This is a genomic window from Paenibacillus sp. FSL M8-0212, from assembly GCF_038004645.1.
GTDB lineage: Bacteria > Bacillota > Bacilli > Paenibacillales > Paenibacillaceae > Paenibacillus.
The window spans coordinates 1770798-1788645 of the sequence record NZ_JBBORP010000001.1 but is presented as its reverse complement, the minus strand read 5'-3'; the positions used below and the strand labels follow the sequence as shown (position 1 = coordinate 1788645).

The following is a 17848-nucleotide window of genomic DNA, read 5'->3' as shown; positions in this document are numbered from 1 at the left end:
TACATAACATTATAGACAAATTGAAGAGGTGAGGGAAATGAGTTTATATAAAATCGACGACGTAGCCAAGGAATGCGGTTTGACCAAGCGAACCATTCGGTATTATGAAGAGATTGGTGTCATGCCTTCACCTCAGCGGACAGATGGCGGGACGCGATTGTACACTCGAGAGGATATCGATTATCTGAAGAAGGTGGTTCGCGCCAAAGAGGTACTTGGATTCTCCCTTCAGGAGTTACATACCTATGTGGCAACGGCAGATGCCTTGAACGAACAACGTTTTGACTACCAGCAGACGACCGAAGTAAGAGAACGGATCGAGAAGCTTGCCACGATGGAAACAACGCTGGATGGTCAGCTGCAACTGATTGAGCAGAAACTTCAGAGCATACATGCCGTACAGACTGAACTGGAAGAGCTGCGTGAACGCGTTCGGAGCGGTATTCAGAAGTTACAGGCACATGATCCGCAGAGTGATGAGGACGGCTAACCGAATTAATCTAATGTTTAATAACAAAACTGTATACACATAATCGCTACATGGAGTGAGCACCATAGTACCTGTGGCGATCCTGTACAAACACCGGATGTTCCGGTGTCATTTGTGCCGTTTTGTTACCTCTATTCATGAAAATGAACGCATTTTTTCATCGTTTTCACGGTCGTTTTCAAATAAAAAGTTTCACCACATAAATTATTCACAGGAGGAATTACGTATGAAAAGAGAGCCATCATTACCGGACGAATTGCCGTCATCACGTGGGGGCCTGTTATCCCAGCCGCGAGCGGTATGGGCGGTTGCCTTTGCATGTATCATATCCTTTATGGGTCTGGGTCTGGTTGACCCGATTCTGCCCGCCATTGCAGATCAGCTGCATGCTTCCAAAAGCCAGGTGTCACTGCTATTTACCAGTTATAACGCTGTAACCGGGGTAGCGATGCTGATTACAGGTGTTGTATCCAGCCGAATTGGTGTGAAGTGGACGCTGCTCAGCGGTATATTGTTGATTATTATCTTCTCGTTCCTCGGCGGTACCTCAGACACGGTAGGTGCACTGGTTGGTTACCGTGGCGGTTGGGGACTGGGGAATGCCTTGTTCATCGCAACGGCGTTATCCGCCATTGTGGGACTGTCCACGTCGGGGACAGCCAAAGCGATTATTTTGTACGAAGCAGCACTTGGTCTCGGGATTGCGGTTGGTCCGCTGCTTGGTGGTGAGCTAGGTTCCATCTCTTGGCGTGGCCCGTTCTATGGGGTGGCTGTTCTGATGGCGATTGCCTTTATAAGCATTACATTTATGCTGCCCAAAATGGCTAAACCGAAAACACGAAGTTCTTTGTCCGATCCGTTCAAAGCATTAAGTTATCCTTCATTGAAAACATTGGCGATTACCGCCTTCCTGTATAACTTTGGTTTCTTTACCTTGATGGCTTATTCACCATATGTTATGAATCTGGATGAGCACGGCCTGGGTTACGTATTCTTTGGCTGGGGACTGATGCTGGCGATTACGTCTGTATTCGTCGCACCAAGATTACAACGCCGATTCGGATCGGTTCCGTCCATGAGTGTCATGCTTACATTGTTCGCGATTGATCTTGTTGTTATGGCTATTGGTACGGTGATGGGTTCACCAACTACCGTTATTGTGGCGGTCATTGTAGCGGGGATTTTCCTTGGGATTAACAACACGTTAATTACAACGGCTGTTATGGAAGCTGCACCTGTGGAGCGTTCTGTTGCTTCTGCTGCATACAGCTTCGTTCGTTTCCTGGGTGGTGCACTTGCTCCATGGCTTGCAGGTAAATTGTCCGAGTGGTTCCTGCCGGAAACACCGTTTTATTTTGGCGCATTAATGGTTCTGATTGGTGTCGTGGTACTGCTGGTACGCCGTCATCATCTGCGGGATATTGATTCCGCCATTACATCTCATTAATTCACTGGAGGAGGAATTGCAATGCTGAAACATATATTGGTTGCTGTTGATGGTTCGGATCATGCGCATAAAGCTTTGGAGCAAGCACTGATTCTGGCTGAGAATATGAAACAACCCGCAAGTCTGTTGATCGTGCATGTTAATTCTGCCATCTCCATTAATGAACCTGCATTGGGTGTTGATCTGGAAGCTCGGATTGCCGAAGAAGGGCAACATATCATAGAACCGGTGACCAGACAGATGTCTGGACGAGACGTTGCATATGAAACACTGCTGATTGCGGGTGATCCCGTTAATGAGATCTGCCGTGTGGCGCGTGAACGAGATTGTGGAATGATCGTGATGGGCACGGGTGGGAAAGGCATGCTCGCAGAGATGATCGAGGGCAGTGTCAGCCATGGCGTGTTAAAACATGCAGAATGCCCCGTCCTGACGGTTAAATAGGTTGTGAAATCCTTTATAATGCAACAGCTCAAGATCGCCACAATGGCTCATCAGGTACGTTACAAGCTATGATTGCCGAACACCGTAGTGGGTTGATGGAACGGAAATAGTGTATAAATAGATAAGGTAATATACCGCCATATTCTTGAAGTAATTATTGGATGGAGGATGCAGCATATGAAAAAACAACATCTGTTTATCGGTGGCAAACCGACCGAATCCGTAGATTATAAAACACTTCAAGCACCATACTCCGGGGAAATGCTGGCAGAAGTCTCTTCGGCTTCAGCCGAGGAAGCGGAGGCTGCTGTTGCAGCTGCGGTTCAAGCTGGGAAGGCAATGCGCCAGATGCCTGCACATCAGCGTGCAGATATTCTGTACAAGTTGTCCTCCATGCTCGAAGAACGCAAGGAAGAAGCAGCGCGAATCATAGCGCTTGAAGCGGCGAAGCCGATTACCGCTGCACTGGCCGAGGTTGACCGGACGGTGGAAACGTATCGTTTTGCCGCTGAAGAAGCCAAGCGACTGACCGGAGAGACGGTTCCGATGGATGCAGCAAAAGGTGGGGAAGGGCGTATCGGTTATACGATGCGGCAACCTCTAGGCGTCATTGGAGCCATAACGCCGTTTAATTTTCCAATGAATCTGGTAGCCCACAAGGTAGGTCCAGCGCTGGCAGCGGGCAATACGATTGTTCTCAAACCTGCGGAGCAGACGCCTCTGTCTTCCTATTACATTGCTAATCTGCTTCAGGAAGCCGGATTGCCGGATGGTGCACTGAACGTGGTTAGCGGTGATGGTCAAACGATTGGTGATGTGCTTGTCGAGCACCCCCATGTTGCTCACATTACGTTTACAGGCAGTCCAGCGGTAGGGACGAGTATTCGTAGCAAAGCAGGGCTGAAACGCGTGACACTGGAGCTTGGGTCGAATGCAGCGGTAATCGTGGATAAGGACGCAGATCTGGACAAAGTGGTTCCTCGATGTGTGACGGGAGCTTTCACGTATCAGGGACAGGTATGTATCTCGCTACAGCGAATCTACGTACATCGTGACATCTCGGAAGAATTCATCCAGCGTTTCGCTGAAGCGGCTAAACAAGTAGTGGTCGGAGACCCGCTGAACCCGGATACGGTGGTCTCTGCGCTAATTACCTCCAAGGATGTACAGCGTACACTCGACTGGATTGAAGAAGCCAAACAGGCCGGGGCTGAAGTAGCAGCAGGTGGTCAAGCTGAAGGAGGCGTTCTGCGTCCAACGGTACTGATTAACGTTCCGCGTGATGCGAAGGTATCTTGTCAGGAAGTGTTTGCTCCCATCGTGGTGATTAATACCGTGGATTCGGTTGAAGAGGGCATTGAACATGTCAACGATTCGATATACGGGCTTCAGGCAGGCGTATTTACAAACGATATCCATACCGCCTTCCATGCTGTCGATCAGATCGAAGCAGGCGGAGTTATGATTAATGATATTCCGACATTCCGAGTGGATCATATGCCCTATGGTGGGGTGAAACAGAGTGGTATCGGACGTGAAGGTGTAAAATATGCTGTAGAGGAAATGACGGAATTGAAGTTTGTCATGTTTAACAAAGGGTGATTCTTTTCGTTTTCCGTGCTCTATATTCTGTATGCCAATGAGAACATAATCATACGATCCTGTGCCACGATAATGGCGCAGGATTTTTTTATAGGAGATCATAGAAATTATATAAGTTCAACAAAATATTTACACTGATAAAGGAGTTAGGACAGAAATAATCTGAAGAAACGAAGTGGTCGCCTTTATCACCGGATTTTTCCCTTTAAAAAGGGAATCAAAAAAATCTGGGGATAACAGTGATCGGAAGGTTATTCTGTCATCGAGTGGCCAGTGTAAATATTATTTGGTTGAACTTATATATCAAAAAAATACATGCGAATTCTTAGCCGACTGCGGGTTCACATCTGATGAGACGGGTATAACATAGTTAACATACCGCAACATAGCTGACCAAACGCCGCTCATATCACCGAAGCATGATGTACCCATCCAGAGCACGAGCGGAATGAAGCGGTACAGCATTGCCGAAAGTCTTATATTCTCTCATTATTCAAATAAAATGCAGTATGAATTAAGCCTGAACTCTGGAGTTGCAGGACAGGCAGGAGGTGTATTCAAATGGCGTATTCCATGGTTGACGTATCGGGAATGTCAGGCGTAAGTTTGAACGAACTGAGTCAGTATGCAGAGACAGGTCTTCTTAATCCGGCTTTTGGGGATGTAGATGAGGACATCTATTATGAAAAGCAAGAATTGTTGAGACTCCAGCAAATCCTTTTCTGTAAGGAAGTAGGTATGAAGGAGAATGAGATTGGACCGATGCTCCGGGATAATCCTCAGGATGTCATACGCATCATGAAGCAGCACCGCATTGATATTCTGGAGAAGGCACTCCGTCTGCATGGATTGATTCAGACACTGGACAAAACGATCTCTCATTTGCAAGGTGAAAAGGAAATTGATGAACATGAGCTTTATTTCGGTTTTGTAAATAAGGGGCGTCACCAGTTGCTGAATGAATCGGGTTCTGACCCTGTAGTCACTAATGATATGAGCCATGTGCAGACAGACGGTGCTCAGAGGTCCGACATCCAATCTTCCAATTCATCCACATTGCCTGAAAAGCAGGAGTTGAAGTCAAAAGAAGATTATCTGGATTCCCAGGCGAAAATTGATCAAGTTCATCTGGACTTGCAACAGGCCATTGAGGATGGCTTGGAACCCGGTAGTGCAAAAGTACAACGGATTATTGGCAGGCATCTTGAATGGATCAAAGGTTATTATACACCCACCGCTGAGATCTATCGGGATTTGGCCAATCTGTATGTAGAGCATAAAAATTTCCGTCAGATGTATGATGGTTACCACCCGAGACTGGCTGAATTCCTGCGGGATGGGATGATGATTAAAGCGGAACATGATTTATCCTAGATGCATAAAGTAACATGGGCGAGCAAGAACATGGGTGTGAATCATAATGGATAACAAAGAGCGCAGACCTCTGAGAGGACTGCGCTCTTTGTTATTACGGGCTCTTCATCATCGTGTGTGATGAGACTCCGATCACCTTGTTCATCATTTCCTAAAGGGGTATGGTTGCCTCCAACTGCTCTGTGAGCAGGCTTACGGCTTTCTCCAGGAAGACGCGGTCTTCGTCGTCAAAACGGTTTTTGATCGGGCTGTCAATATCCAGCACCCCGTACAGTTCGCCGTTTTTGATAATCGGTACGACAATCTCACTGTTCGATGCTGCATCACAGGCAATGTGGCCTGGGAAGGCATGAACATCATCAACGACCAGGGTACGTTTTTCCGCAGCAGAAGTGCCGCATACACCACGTCCCAGTGGAATTCGGATACAGGCAGGAAGTCCTTGGAATGGCCCGAGGACCAGTTCTTTTCCATCATACAGATAGAAGCCGACCCAATTGGTGTCGGTCAGAAATACATTGAGCAGCGCAGCAGCGTTCGCCAGATTGGCAATCGCACTAGGTTCATCGCGGATCAGAGCACTTAACTGTCCCAGGACGGCGGTGTGCTGCTCACTTCGTGTTCCTTCATAGGAAACAGCTTGAAACATGGTAAATCACCCTCCCGAGCAAAATGGTACTTATTTTCAAGATAGTGCAGAGGATGCGGTTAGTCAAGCGGAGGATTTCGGAAAGGGAAGGGAATACCTGAAGAATCCTCCTGTTTCTCAGCTTCTTGCGTGGGGTAATTACTTAGCAACCACGGAGGGCTACAACCCGGGAAGGAGCTTGGCTTATGCATGCAGAGGTACAGAATCTTTTTGTACGGATTCATCTACTATATTTCGCGCAAAATCAGGATTTGAACGTTAGCGAGGCACTGCCCCTATTGGAAGAACGGGGATATCGCGTTGGAGAGCGGGAGATCAAGCAGGAGCTTGAACACCTGACACAGGAGAACTTCCTGACTGCCCACGGGGACCAATGGAGCCTAACCGGGACTGGCATCGAAGAATTCAAGGAAATCACGGCTGTGTTTGGCCGGGTTAGCGATGAATTACTGGGGAAGGGCAAGAAAACGTCCAAAGCTTAAAATTCATTTGGACAAGCCATGATTCCGTAATTCACTCAAACTTGAATGGATCCATACGTACAACAAGACCGGGAGTGAAATTGGCCCGGTTTTTTGACGTGTGTGCATGACTGAATAGTTGCCATTCGGCGCAGGTTATGATTAGATGACTATTGAATATTATGGTCTGCGGAGATAGATCGGATCGGAGTGTCTTTATATGTATAAATGCAAAGGAAGAATTCCCGAAATGGAGACTGCGCGGCTTCGTCTGCGTAAAATGCGTCGCCGGGATGCGGCCCAGATGTTCGCATGCTGGTCAGATCGCGAGGTGACCCGTTACATGAATCTTGCACCCATGATTGGGACAAGCGAAGCGGCGGACATGATCGCACTGCTCAACCAAATGGCAGGGGAAGAGGATGCGATCCGGTGGGGGATTGAACTCAAAGAAACAGGCAAGCTCATCGGAAGCTGTGGATTTAACACATGGCAGCTTGAAGGCGCATTCCGGGGTGAGATTGGTTATGAGCTGGGACGTGATTATTGGCGCCACGGTTATATGACGGAGGCTTTCTCGGCATTGCTGCCCTTTGGGTATGAGACCATGGGTCTTAATCGAATTGAAGCGCTGGTTGACCCACGCAATCTGGCTTCCGGCGAGTTCCTGACAAACCGCGGCTTCACACGAGAAGGGTTGCTGCGACAAGTACAACATACGTCCACCGGATACAAGGATATGGTGATGTATTCGATGCTGTATGATGAGTTTCTTCGTAAGAAAAGTAAATAAAAGAAAAAAATATAATTGTTTTTTAATTTACAGGTAAACGGAGAAACAGAACAAAGCTGGAGAAGCGAAGCGGTCGCCTTTATCACCGGATTTCTCCTTTAGAGAGGAGAAGAAAAAATCTGGGGATAACAGCGATCGGAAGCTTGTTCTGGTTCGTAGTAGATGTGTAATTTAACGTACCAATTATATAGAGAACAAAGAGAGAAGGGTTTGTGTGAATGCAACTGGAGGTTTGAAGCGCAGTTTCATCTTGACGGGGCTGTTGCTCGCGACATTTCTGTCAGCGATTGAAGGTACCGTAATTGGTCCGGCAGGGCCGACCATTGTCAGTGAGCTGGGGAGTGTACAGCTGCTGAGCTGGATTTTCACCGCATACCTGCTGACAATGTCTGTGAGTACGCCCATTTTCGGTAAAATCAGTGACTTGTATGGACGAAAGCCTGTATTTCTGATTGGCTGTGCCTTATTTTTACTGGGTTCACTCTTGTGCTGTCTGTCGCAGAATATGGAGCAGTTGATTATTTTCCGTGCTATTCAGGGGATTGGTGCGGGTGCGGTAGTTCCTGTTACATTTACGATTATCGGGGACATCTACGCCATTGAAGAACGTGGCAAAATCCAGGGCTGGATCAGCTCCGTGTGGGGCATTTCCTCTCTGGCGGGACCGCTGCTTGGCGGTTATTTTGTAGATAATCTGGGCTGGCAGTGGATCTTTGGTTTTAATGTGCCGTTTGGTCTGCTCGCGATGTGGTTTGTATTTCGTTATCTGAAGGAAGATATCTCTCCGCGTACAGCCAAAATTGACTATGTTGGTGCGCTGACCTTCACGGTGGGTATTACCGCATTGTTGTTTGTCCTGTCAGCGGGTGGGCAGTATTATGCCTGGAGTTCTCCGTTGATTGTAGGACTGAGTGTGGTCGCCGCTCTGTTTATTATTTTATTTTTCGTGGTGGAAAAAAGAGCTCAGGCCCCTATGGTTCCACTACATTTGTTCCGAATTCGGGACATCCGTGTGGCGAATATCGCCGGACTGTTGACCAGTACTTTGATGATCGGCCTGACCAGTTATTTGCCGCTCTGGGTGCAGGGGGTTCGGGGAGGTAATGCGACGGAATCCGGGTTGCTGCTCGCGCCGATGTCGGTAGGTTGGCTCATTGGTAGTGTGTTGGCAGGCCGCCTGTTGATGAAAATTGGATCACGATTGACCGCATTGATTGGATTAACCGGAATTGCGATCGGATCGGGTGGACTCTTTCTGGTGGGCGGGACATCCCCGCAGGCTGTGCTATTTATATTGACCTTTATTTATGGTCTCGGCTTCGGGTTTGCATTCACGATCTTCACCATTATTGCGCAGTCCTCCGTAGGGTATAAGGAGCGTGGCTCCTCCACGGCACTGCATACGTTCATGCGTACGTTGGGACAGACGATTGGTGCAGCGGCTTTTGGCACTTGGTTGAACTATCGAATCTCCACGTTATCGAGTGAGCAGAATCTGGCGGAGGCTGGAATTTCGGAGAATGATCTGAATGAACTGCTCGCACCACATACGGATGCAGCACTATCAGATGATAAATGGGCGCTGCTGCGTAACGTGCTGGAAGGAAGCTTGCATTCCCTGTTTGTCATTATGTTTGTCATTGCACTGGTCTCGTGGGTAACGACGCTTGCTCTACGCAAACGTTTAATTGTACCCGAAGATGCAGATGCTCCCCCGCAGCCACAAGGCTCAAAGTAAAAAGAAGATATATACGAAAAACATATGAAAAACCGGATTCGCCAATGTGAGGCAAATCCGGTTATTTTTGTTGGCACATGTGCAGTGGACTAGAGTGTATCTTCAAACTCAGGCAAGTGATACGTTGGGGGATGCCCGGGTCTAAAGCATTTTGAAGTACAGGCTGGCTGATCCTGTTGAATCGTCCAGACGAATTTCTAAGGAACGGAGGACGTCTTATAAGACCTTCTACTCCTCTTTTTAAATTGTAAGGAACATGAGCCACCTTATTTCCCGAAATCACCTGAAAAACACGTTGTAGACGGCTGTGTATTCAAAGATAGCGTGTGTCAGATTCCTTAAAATGCTGCGAGCGCTTCAAACCCCTGAATAAGACGTCACAGGTTCGTTAGCGTTAACGCTAACGCTTTCGGCAGGTTTGAAGATACACTCTAGCTGCTTGCTGATAAACGGTCTGCAGAATGTGCAAGCCTTCCCAAAAGTTCGGACAGCAATTCCTTGTCTTCCTCACTTAGTCCACTTACCGCCCGATCAATCTTCAACGCATAGCCTGGATAGATGTCATCCATGGTACGCTGTCCTTCTTCGGTCAGTTCCACAAAGATGATACGTCTGTCTTGCGGACAATGTTTGCGATGTAACAATCCTTTTTGCTCGAGCTTATCGATCACATAGGTCACATTACCACTTTGCAGCAGAAGTTGTGCGCCAACCTGTTGAATCGGCTGTGCTCCTTTCATATATAACACTTCGAGCACCCCGTATGCGGTGGGGTTGAAGCCATGCACTTTGCTTCCGGATACAGCGTGTTCATTCACGCTCTTGAATGTCTGGGCCAAGGTGCGGTACAGATGAAGTGAACGTTCGGTTCCGATTTCTTGTAATTCCAGCATGCTGATCCCGCCTTTTCAGATTAGTTTTATAAGTTGAAATGAGGAAGAGGGGTCCTCTCCGTTATGCTGTTCATGTAAAAGAGTATTTCAACTTATATGAGTTGGTTAGTTATGTTTGACGATTCAGGTTGTCGCCATGGTTTAATTGTAAACTTCTATTTCTACGAAAAACATGCGATATGTCACAAGATTTGCATTTTTAGCATTTAAAATTTGATCATTCATCATGCTAAAAAAATCATCCTTCAGATGTCGCTTCTTCTCCGCCTCTGGCAGGAGGTTGAGTCAAGCCCTAATCTCTTATAATGAGTTCATATTATGAATTCGGAAGGTAATGGAGGAGAAGAAGGATGACAAGTGATTTAACGTTTGCAGGACAACGACCGCTGAAAAATAACCGATCTTTTGTAACATTGATGGTGGCACAGGCCATTTCCAATCTGGGTGATTGGCTGCATCTGCTCGCAATCCTGACCCTCGTGGGTATCCGCTGGAATGCAACGCCATGGGAGATTACATTTGTCACACTTTCCGCAGCACTGCCCATTCTGTTGACAGGGCCATTCGCAGGCACGCTTGCAGATCGCCTGAACCGAAAATGGCTGATGATTGTAGCTGATGGTGCAAGGATCATCATTGTGGGTGCATTAATTTTTGCTGACCAGATCTGGCACGTTTACATACTGCTTGTCCTCAAATCCCTGTTCGATGTAATCTTCTCTCCGGCCAAAAATGGAAAGCTGAAGGAAATTGTACCTCGGGAACAGCTTGCGCAAGCTGTATCCATCAGCTCGGTGATCGAACAGATGTCCAAAATTATCGGTCCAGCGCTTGGTGGACTGCTGGTAGCCGCTTTTGGCATCACCTGGTGTTTTGTTCTCGATTCAGCCTCTTTTCTGATCTCCGGCATCATTTTATTGTGGATTCCTGGAACTCGGGTGATCCAATCTGCAATTCATAACGTAACAGAAGTAGAGGAAGAGACAGCTGGGGATGTTCGCAACCGCCCAAAAGACTCTTTTTGGAAAGAAACACAGGAGGGCATCCGTATGCTCGCATCTCTCCCTCATGTAGGAACGTCTCTGATTTTGCTTGCTTCAGCCATACTTTTTCTGCAATTTGCCGATTCACAGACTGTGGTGTTATTCAGACAACTTCCCGGAATTTCAAGTGATCTGCTGGGATGGTGCGTGGCAGCCAGTGGCGTAGGCACATTAATAGCGGCGATGAGTGTACGGAAGTGGAGGCATGCAGGGCATGTTTTGAAAATGGGTCTGGGTACCATACTCATGGGTCTGGTTATCGGCGGAGCCGGAGTTATTGTTGGGATTTGGCCGCATGCCGGGCTAGGTGCCAATCTGTTGTTAGTATCCCTTTTTGCCCTGGCAGGTGTCGGAATTGGGTTTGCGATTGTACCCTTTCAGATCCTGTTGCAGGAACAGACACCTGAGGCAATGACAGGCAGGGTATTTGGAACGGTAGGCAGCGTAATGACAGCCAGTAATATTATGGGCCCGGTGGTAGGCGGATTCATGGTCACCTCATTTGGTGTAGTGCCGGCTTTTGTCTGTTCAGGCATTTTGCTCACCCTGCTTGGGTTGATTTATTTGATGAAACGTAGCGGGGAAAAAGCCGATCTGAATGGCTCCATTGCAGCCAAGACCATGGTTGCAGGCGACTGAAAACAGGCCGAATCTGCTCAGGTTAGAACAGTTGAAATGAAGGTTTGAATTTACTTCAAATTTTAAGTTTATGATTAAAAAGCGTTTGAGTAAACGCCTTCACGTTTAATGAGGAACAGGCATAAATCCCTGTATTCAAATTAATCCTAGGGGAAAACTCATATGCCTTGTCCCACCAACGCATTAGCGGAAAGGGGGTGAAGCAACTTGAATGTAAAGTTACCAAAATCGATTGTGCGTCTTGGAAGCATACCACTGGCTATACTTGCCGGGACTTTGCTTCTGGGAGTTGGATCGTCACATGTATACGCCGATGATGCTCAGGCATCTTCTGAAGAACCGTCCAGCGGATTGTCGCTAAATTTGTTTTCACGTGATTCGGATGGCGGGTTGAATCTGACTCCGTCGGTATCGGTATCCACACCACTACTGGATGTTGAAGTTCCGTCGATCAAAGCGAATGAATCGACAGGTAAGCTGAGTGTATCTGAGTTGAAAGTAGATACACCGCTTGGATCGGCCGGAACATCAGAGATTGGGATTGATGCGAAGAAGGGAAACGTCGAACTGCCGTCTGTACAGGCGGATACACCGGTGATCAAAGCCGATGTATCAAGCAGTCAGGTGAACCTCAACGAAGGTACAGCTTCCTTGCCTGGCGTTACCGCAGAGGTACCCAAAGTGATCAAGGCAGAGACGTCTGCTGTGAAAACAGACCTTCGACAGGGTAAGGTTGAATTACCTTCCGTGAAGGTGGATGTACCCGAGGTTACTTCGGTCAATATCTCTTCATCCCGAGTGGATCTGAGTAAGGGAAATGTCCAGCTCCCTTCTGTGAGAGCAGAAGTTCCAGTTGCAGACGTATCCGCTGAACTCAATCCTGATCAGGAAAAGGTGGAGATTCCAAGTGTGAAACCGGAACGGCCTGTAGTCACTCCGGAACAACAGGGGGTCGTCAAAACACCAAATGTTGAAACTTCCAATACGAGTGCACTCGCAGATTCTGTTTCATCACAGAACAACGAGGAAGAACGGGACCCAGTACAGGTTACGGGCAAAGTGATTAAGGTCACCCCGGAACCAGAAGTACGTCCAGAACAACCTGTTGTCACGCAGGCATTGCCTGTGGAAGGGACCGATCTGACGCCGGATTCCGATGTTAATGCAGGTTTGCCCGATAACGAGTTATTCCTCGTAGATCAGTCATCTGCTAAACCAACTGTCACTGAACAAGTGCAGAGTAACCAGGAAGCCAATCTGAAGCAAGATGATGCTGATGCAGCATCTCCATTACAGCCTCGCACAGAACGACCAACAAGTTGGTCTGTTGCGGCAACTTCTCCCGGAGCAGCTAATGCTTCCGCAGGGACAAGCTCCGGTTCGTCGGGTTTAAATGGGGGGGGAGCAACCGCTCCAGCCGCTGCACTTCCGGGAGCAACAACGGGTCTGGTTACGCCAGATTACGATTTTGCTTTCCGAATGGAACGGCTCGATGGATTCAGTCAATGGTCACAGGCACCGCCTGGGCGGCCGCCGCAATATACCTCTTTCTCTCAATAACAATGGCGTTAATTCAACCAAAATTGAGAAGGAGTGTATATAATCATGAAAAAAGTGAATCGTTGGGTAAAATTGTCGGTATTGTCGGGTACGTTGGTGGCTGGATTGCTGGGAACTTCGCAGGCAACTTACGCAGATAGCTATAGCAATAACAGCAGTGGAAATCTGGATCTAAATGCAGGTTTGCGCCTGGAACTGGGATCTCTTCTGTCTGGACACCGTGACACGGGTTACGGAAACCATGGTAGCTATGGAGGTTCATCCAGTGCAAGCGGAGCATTGAATTTGGATCTTGGACTCAATGCCGGCTTATCCTCAGAGAGCACGAACCGATACAATGATCGTTCTTCCGACCACACTGCTGAGCGTAGCAGTGCTGGCAAGCTGGGCCTTGGCCTGAATGCCAAGGTGTCGGGAGAAGGTACAACGATGAGCGACTATTCACGAGGCGGCGATGATCGGAAAGTAAACAGCAGCTATGCGAGTGAAAGTCGTGGAGCGCTGGATCTGGGTCTGAACGCAAAAGCAGAAGGAGAGAGTGCGACATGGACTCAATCCGAACGCAACAATAGCGTGAATGACCGTGAGCGTAACGTAAACAGTAGCACTGCGAGCGAAAGCCGTGGAGCACTGGATCTGGGTCTGAACGCAAAAGCTGAAGGAGAGAGTGCAACGATGGGTCAATCTGAACGCACGAACAGCGTGAAAGATAGCGAGCGTAACGTAAACAGCAGCTATGCGAGCGAAAGCCGTGGCGCCCTGGATCTGGGTCTGAACGCGAAAGCTGAAGGAGAGGGTGCAACGATGGCTCAATCTGAACGCAACAACAACGTGAAAGACAGCGAGCGTAACGTAAACAACAGCTACGCGAGTGAAAGCCGTGGAGCACTGGATCTGGGTCTGAACGCAAAAGTAGAAGGCGAGAGTGCAACGATGGCTCAATCTGAACGCAGCAACAGCGTGAAAGACACCGAGCGTAACGTAAACAGCAACTACGCGAGCGAAAGCCGCGGCGCACTGGATCTGGGTCTGAATGCTAAGGCAGAAGGAGAGAGTGCAACGATGGCTCAATCCGAACTCAACAACAGCGTGAAAGACCGTGAGCGTAACGTGAACAGCAGTTATGCAAGCGAAAGCCGCGGAGCACTGGATCTGGGTCTGAACGTGGATGCGGATGCAGAGAGTGGAACTACATCTGTGGTGGAGACAAATCGGTAATATGAGATTTTCACTGTAATATGAAGAAGCAGGGGATCCGGAACCCCTGCTTCTTTTTTTGCATTGTTACGACATATGAGTTAGCGTTCTTCTGAATGTTCTTCTAATATGCGCACTATCTTTTCAAATGTATACTCGCCTTCGGCAATGTTGACCATAAATTCTACGGCATATTTACGTTCCATCTGCAAATGGTAGCCATTCACTCGCAGAAAGGACTTGGTTACAAGATAAGCTGTACGTTTATTTCCGTTATAGAAACAGTGGTTTTTAACCAATGACTCTAATAAGGCAGTAGCTTTATCAAATATGGAAGGGTAGGCAACCTCTCCAAACAAACTTTGGAGAGGTCTATTTATCGCAGAATCCAACAAAGCAGAATCCTTAACCCCAGCTTGTGCTGTATCATTCATCTTCTTCATCATAAAATGGTGAGCGGCTACTACTTCTTCAATGGAAAGGAATATGGTCATCTTAACGATCCCTTAAATCATTTAGGATATCCTCATCTTCTTCGAAAACGTCGAAGAAAGCTTCCAGTACTTCGGGTCTTACATGTTCGGGTATTTTCATTTGTTTAACCTTTTTTAGTACAATTTCTCCCTGACTATTTTCAATAAATTCAATCTCATCGCCCTGAGAAACATGGAGCTTATCAATCAAAACCTTAGGCAAGCTAATGCCCAAGCTGTTTCCCATCTTGCCTATTTTGCGAGAAAGAATTTTTCTTTTGGAATGCTCCTCTTTCATCTGAGCCCCACCATTCATGATATATTCCTCCTATAGTATGATCTAACTTATGAAAGTAATACATTTGTATGTAATAATGTTAGTATGTAATAACATTATAACATGGTATGTACTTCAAAATGCTCAAAATGATCAAACAAACAGCCCGTAACTCGATTACAATAAAACATAAAGAATGAAATAAACGCCTGATCAGAACAGGGAGTGAATGATATGGGAACGGAATATAAAAGCACGGAAGTACAGGAGTCCATATTGGACGTACATATTACCGAGGCAGGATACGAGCCGGGACAATCGACCATACGCAATATTCGAATGAATGTGGCGCGAGGAGAGCTGGTAGGCATTATCGGACCAAATGGTGCGGGCAAAAGTACCACAATCAAAACGCTGCTTGGTCTGCTGGAACATGCGAACTATGAAGTGACGATTGGAGGAGATGGTCGTTATGCCTATATCCCGGAGCAACCGGTTTTTTATGAATATATGACGCTATGGGAACATCTTGATCTGGCCGCAGCCGCGTATGAAATGGAGGAAGAAGCTTTTGTTGTCAGAGCGGAGGAACTGTTGGTTCGTTTCGGTATGGACCACGTTCGAAATGATCTTCCAGCCAGTTTCTCAAAGGGCATGCGGCAGAAAATGATGCTGATGATTGGATTTCTGTCTTCGCCGGATATCTATATTGTGGACGAGCCGTTCATCGGACTGGACCCTCGTGCAACCAAGGATTTTTTAAAATTACTTGATGATGAACGTCGCCGCGGTGCAGGTGTGCTCATGTCTACACATGTGCTGGATACCGCTGAACGAATCTGCGACCGGTTTATTCTGATTGCTTCGGGCAGGTCTGCTGCCGAGGGAACATTGGATGAGATTCGTGAAGCGGCAGGATTGCCGGAAGCCTCTTTGTTTGACTGTTTTGATATACTGACGTCTTAGATAGAGAGAGGGTGAGAGAGGATGGGAACTTCCCAGCGTTATACCCCACTTCGTTTATACAGACGAAGACGCAAAGAGCATTTCAGGGAACAGATGAAAAATCTCAGACTCGTCGTGGATTGGACGGTGTGGGTATACCTGCTTGTGCCGGGTCTGCTCTATCTGATTGGATGGTACACCAGTCTGTGGACCAAACCTCTGCCTGCATGGGCGACTGGATTACCGCTTCCCGTACTGACTGGGCTGATTGACGTCGTTATGCTTACCGGTGGTGTGTTGATATTTGTGGAGGAAGCGGATGTATTGTTTCTGAAATCAAGGCCGTTGTGGATGCGCACGTTAATGAGGCAAGGGCTCTACCGGTCCTGTCTGCAACATCTGGGCAAAATGATCATGATTACAGCGCTGACTGCTCCGCTATGGTCCCGTGTCTATGAGATGTCGAATCTCCAGATTGCACTTATGGCTGTCTGGTTTGGTGCAGTAGCTTCATTCCAAGCCATAACACTACATATGACAAAGGTTCGACATACAGGATGGCGACGCTGGATTCAGATGATCCCTCTCGTCATAGGCATAGGTTATATGACCATTCATACGACATCATGGATGCATGGACAGACGTGGAAAATCAGTTTTGGAATCGTAATTATCATGCTTCTTCTAATTACAGTTGGACAGATGAGGCTACTGATGAAGGGAACATTTGAAGGGGATGTGCGGGAGGATCTGCGGAGCAGGCTGCAGCTTACAGCTCTAATGTTAAGCCGGGCGGTGAGCAAGCCGAAAGCCCCACGAACACGGTCCATCATCTTCCGCAAACCGCGTAAACTGTTACGCAAGCGTTCCATCGCGAATCGGACAGCGGAGATTGCGTTCAAGGCATTTTTCAGGAACTCGGCCACGATGAAATTATATTTACAGCTTGGCGGACTATCCATCGCAGCGGTGGCATTGCCACCTTTTCCGGTCAATGTCATTGTGTGTGCGTTATTAATCATCATGTTGACGGTGATGTTTTATCGTTCCTGGGATGTTTTTGCCACGTCCGACTATGTTCAGCTTATAACATATGACTCGGAGGCGCTGCATCTTGCAGGTTCAGTGATGGTTCGGATGTTGTTTGTCCCGATTGGTATTCTTATGGGATTCACGCTGGGAGTGGCTTGGCTCGGCTGGATCGTCGGTATTCTGACAGCTGCAGGTGCGGTGGCTTTTGGACTCTGTGTCTTATCTATTGCTGGATGGGTTCGGCTGACCCGGGCCTAAAGGAATTCCTTTCTAATTCGGAGCATATCGTGCGCTATATCTGCCCATGCTATAGAAGAAGAATCTCATCTATGGATGATGAGAGATTAGCTGTAGCAAGGAGGAAGAGACGATGATGGATAATAGCGAACTACAGGTGCACTTTTCAGACGATTCAGCGTTGAATGCCGCTAGAGCAACCTTGGAGGAATTGGGATATAAGCCATATCAGTCCGGCCCGCTGGAATTGTACATCCCCACAGATCGCCAAGATCCTCAGTCTGCCGTAGAGATTGTACAATCTCATGGAGGAAGTGCCGTATTTGCCTCACAAACGGAAGAGCTGGATCAGTTTCAGAATATATCGATTCCGGCTCATCTCGTGAATGAAGACTGGAAAGAGGGTTATGCGAGCGGAAACCAGGGAAGCCAGACGGAGCAAGGCAGACATAACTATAGCGAGGACCCGACATACGATGATTCGGCTGATGGATTCTCAGGCAGTGTCAAAGCATAGAAGGGAAAAGATCACAAGTTAAGAGTGGTTCGTTCCG

General features: G+C 47.6%; 18 protein-coding genes. 14 read left to right on the top strand and 4 right to left on the bottom strand.

Annotated elements, in window-relative coordinates; genetic code table 11:
• The first annotated feature begins 37 nt into the window (after positions 1-37).
• From MKX68_RS07870 to MKX68_RS07850, 5 genes are all read left to right on the top strand, one after another.
• Positions 38-490 carry a MerR family transcriptional regulator gene (locus MKX68_RS07870; protein ID WP_338590632.1) on the top strand — a complete coding sequence of 151 codons (453 nt, stop codon included), beginning with the start codon at positions 38-40 and terminating at the stop codon, positions 488-490.
• A gap of 226 nt (positions 491-716) precedes the next feature.
• Positions 717-1937 carry an MFS transporter gene (locus tag MKX68_RS07865; RefSeq protein WP_105602403.1) on the top strand — a complete coding sequence of 407 codons (1221 nt, stop codon included), beginning with the start codon at positions 717-719 and terminating at the stop codon, positions 1935-1937.
• A 21-nt stretch (positions 1938-1958) separates the two neighbouring features.
• Positions 1959-2381, top strand: coding sequence for a universal stress protein (locus MKX68_RS07860; RefSeq protein WP_340910626.1), 423 nt, complete (start codon positions 1959-1961; stop codon positions 2379-2381).
• 177 nt (positions 2382-2558) lie between these two features.
• Complete coding sequence (locus tag MKX68_RS07855; protein ID WP_340910624.1) at positions 2559-3983, top strand: aldehyde dehydrogenase family protein; 1425 nt, start codon at positions 2559-2561, stop codon at positions 3981-3983.
• A 561-nt stretch (positions 3984-4544) separates the two neighbouring features.
• On the top strand, positions 4545-5357 hold the full coding sequence (locus tag MKX68_RS07850) for a MerR family transcriptional regulator (RefSeq protein ID WP_340910622.1): 813 nt from the start codon (positions 4545-4547) through the stop codon (positions 5355-5357).
• 151 nt (positions 5358-5508) lie between these two features.
• Here the strand turns inward: MKX68_RS07850 and MKX68_RS07845 are convergent, their stop codons facing one another.
• Positions 5509-6006 (bottom strand): GAF domain-containing protein, encoded by a 498-nt coding sequence (locus tag MKX68_RS07845; protein ID WP_340910619.1) that lies wholly within the window; start codon positions 6004-6006, stop codon positions 5509-5511.
• A 185-nt stretch (positions 6007-6191) separates the two neighbouring features.
• Between MKX68_RS07845 and MKX68_RS07840 the strand changes: the two genes are divergently transcribed.
• The 3 genes from MKX68_RS07840 to MKX68_RS07830 all read left to right on the top strand — a co-directional run bounded on the left by MKX68_RS07840 (position 6192) and on the right by MKX68_RS07830 (position 8998).
• Positions 6192-6488, top strand: a complete 297-nt coding sequence (locus MKX68_RS07840) for a hypothetical protein (RefSeq protein WP_036614170.1) — start codon at positions 6192-6194, stop codon at positions 6486-6488.
• Between the two features lie 199 nt (positions 6489-6687).
• On the top strand, positions 6688-7260 hold the full coding sequence (locus MKX68_RS07835; protein ID WP_289391065.1) for a GNAT family N-acetyltransferase: 573 nt from the start codon (positions 6688-6690) through the stop codon (positions 7258-7260).
• Positions 7261-7492: 232 nt separating this feature from the next.
• Positions 7493-8998, top strand: coding sequence for an MDR family MFS transporter (locus MKX68_RS07830; protein WP_340915332.1), 1506 nt, complete (start codon positions 7493-7495; stop codon positions 8996-8998).
• Positions 8999-9429: 431 nt separating this feature from the next.
• On the opposite strand, the gene MKX68_RS07825 is transcribed toward MKX68_RS07830, so the two are convergent.
• Positions 9430-9891 (bottom strand): MarR family winged helix-turn-helix transcriptional regulator, encoded by a 462-nt coding sequence (locus MKX68_RS07825; RefSeq protein WP_017690799.1) that lies wholly within the window; start codon positions 9889-9891, stop codon positions 9430-9432.
• A gap of 350 nt (positions 9892-10241) precedes the next feature.
• On the opposite strand from MKX68_RS07825, the gene MKX68_RS07820 reads away from it, so the two are divergent.
• The 3 genes from MKX68_RS07820 (at position 10242) to MKX68_RS07810 (ending at position 14351) form a co-directional block, all read left to right on the top strand.
• Positions 10242-11573 (top strand): MFS transporter, encoded by a 1332-nt coding sequence (locus MKX68_RS07820; protein ID WP_340910617.1) that lies wholly within the window; start codon positions 10242-10244, stop codon positions 11571-11573.
• Positions 11574-11780: 207 nt separating this feature from the next.
• Positions 11781-13133 carry a hypothetical protein gene (locus MKX68_RS07815; RefSeq protein ID WP_340910614.1) on the top strand — a complete coding sequence of 451 codons (1353 nt, stop codon included), beginning with the start codon at positions 11781-11783 and terminating at the stop codon, positions 13131-13133.
• Between the two features lie 45 nt (positions 13134-13178).
• The gene (locus MKX68_RS07810; RefSeq protein ID WP_340910611.1) at positions 13179-14351 is read left to right on the top strand and encodes a hypothetical protein; all 1173 of its coding nucleotides are present in this window, start codon (positions 13179-13181) and stop codon (positions 14349-14351) included.
• An 80-nt stretch (positions 14352-14431) separates the two neighbouring features.
• Here the strand turns inward: MKX68_RS07810 and MKX68_RS07805 are convergent, their stop codons facing one another.
• Positions 14432-14824 carry a type II toxin-antitoxin system death-on-curing family toxin gene (locus MKX68_RS07805; protein WP_338590654.1) on the bottom strand — a complete coding sequence of 131 codons (393 nt, stop codon included), beginning with the start codon at positions 14822-14824 and terminating at the stop codon, positions 14432-14434.
• Position 14825: 1 nt separating this feature from the next.
• The gene (locus MKX68_RS07800; protein ID WP_176873173.1) at positions 14826-15119 is read right to left on the bottom strand and encodes an AbrB/MazE/SpoVT family DNA-binding domain-containing protein; all 294 of its coding nucleotides are present in this window, start codon (positions 15117-15119) and stop codon (positions 14826-14828) included.
• Positions 15120-15314: 195 nt separating this feature from the next.
• On the opposite strand from MKX68_RS07800, the gene MKX68_RS07795 reads away from it, so the two are divergent.
• The 3 genes from MKX68_RS07795 (at position 15315) to MKX68_RS07785 (ending at position 17811) form a co-directional block, all read left to right on the top strand.
• Positions 15315-16046, top strand: a complete 732-nt coding sequence (locus MKX68_RS07795; RefSeq protein WP_339786535.1) for an ABC transporter ATP-binding protein — start codon at positions 15315-15317, stop codon at positions 16044-16046.
• Positions 16047-16067: 21 nt separating this feature from the next.
• Positions 16068-17315, top strand: a complete 1248-nt coding sequence (locus MKX68_RS07790; protein ID WP_340910607.1) for an ABC transporter permease — start codon at positions 16068-16070, stop codon at positions 17313-17315.
• 112 nt (positions 17316-17427) lie between these two features.
• On the top strand, positions 17428-17811 hold the full coding sequence (locus MKX68_RS07785; protein ID WP_338590661.1) for a hypothetical protein: 384 nt from the start codon (positions 17428-17430) through the stop codon (positions 17809-17811).
• Positions 17812-17848: the final 37 nt, after the last annotated feature.

What these genes read in the sequence shown, in the direction of transcription:
- MKX68_RS07870 (WP_338590632.1), top strand. Translation starts at nt 38, where the DNA reads ATGAGTTTATATAAAATCGACGACGTAGCCAAGGAATGCGGTTTGACC.
- MKX68_RS07865 (WP_105602403.1), top strand. Translation starts at nt 717, where the DNA reads ATGAAAAGAGAGCCATCATTACCGGACGAATTGCCGTCATCACGTGGG.
- MKX68_RS07860 (WP_340910626.1), top strand. Translation starts at nt 1,959, where the DNA reads ATGCTGAAACATATATTGGTTGCTGTTGATGGTTCGGATCATGCGCAT.
- MKX68_RS07855 (WP_340910624.1), top strand. Translation starts at nt 2,559, where the DNA reads ATGAAAAAACAACATCTGTTTATCGGTGGCAAACCGACCGAATCCGTA.
- MKX68_RS07850 (WP_340910622.1), top strand. Translation starts at nt 4,545, where the DNA reads ATGGCGTATTCCATGGTTGACGTATCGGGAATGTCAGGCGTAAGTTTG.
- MKX68_RS07845 (WP_340910619.1), bottom strand. Translation starts at nt 6,006, where the DNA reads ATGTTTCAAGCTGTTTCCTATGAAGGAACACGAAGTGAGCAGCACACC.
- MKX68_RS07840 (WP_036614170.1), top strand. Translation starts at nt 6,192, where the DNA reads ATGCATGCAGAGGTACAGAATCTTTTTGTACGGATTCATCTACTATAT.
- MKX68_RS07835 (WP_289391065.1), top strand. Translation starts at nt 6,688, where the DNA reads ATGTATAAATGCAAAGGAAGAATTCCCGAAATGGAGACTGCGCGGCTT.
- MKX68_RS07825 (WP_017690799.1), bottom strand. Translation starts at nt 9,891, where the DNA reads ATGCTGGAATTACAAGAAATCGGAACCGAACGTTCACTTCATCTGTAC.
- MKX68_RS07820 (WP_340910617.1), top strand. Translation starts at nt 10,242, where the DNA reads ATGACAAGTGATTTAACGTTTGCAGGACAACGACCGCTGAAAAATAAC.
- MKX68_RS07810 (WP_340910611.1), top strand. Translation starts at nt 13,179, where the DNA reads ATGAAAAAAGTGAATCGTTGGGTAAAATTGTCGGTATTGTCGGGTACG.
- MKX68_RS07805 (WP_338590654.1), bottom strand. Translation starts at nt 14,824, where the DNA reads ATGACCATATTCCTTTCCATTGAAGAAGTAGTAGCCGCTCACCATTTT.
- MKX68_RS07800 (WP_176873173.1), bottom strand. Translation starts at nt 15,119, where the DNA reads ATGAATGGTGGGGCTCAGATGAAAGAGGAGCATTCCAAAAGAAAAATT.
- MKX68_RS07795 (WP_339786535.1), top strand. Translation starts at nt 15,315, where the DNA reads ATGGGAACGGAATATAAAAGCACGGAAGTACAGGAGTCCATATTGGAC.
- MKX68_RS07790 (WP_340910607.1), top strand. Translation starts at nt 16,068, where the DNA reads ATGGGAACTTCCCAGCGTTATACCCCACTTCGTTTATACAGACGAAGA.
- MKX68_RS07785 (WP_338590661.1), top strand. Translation starts at nt 17,428, where the DNA reads ATGATGGATAATAGCGAACTACAGGTGCACTTTTCAGACGATTCAGCG.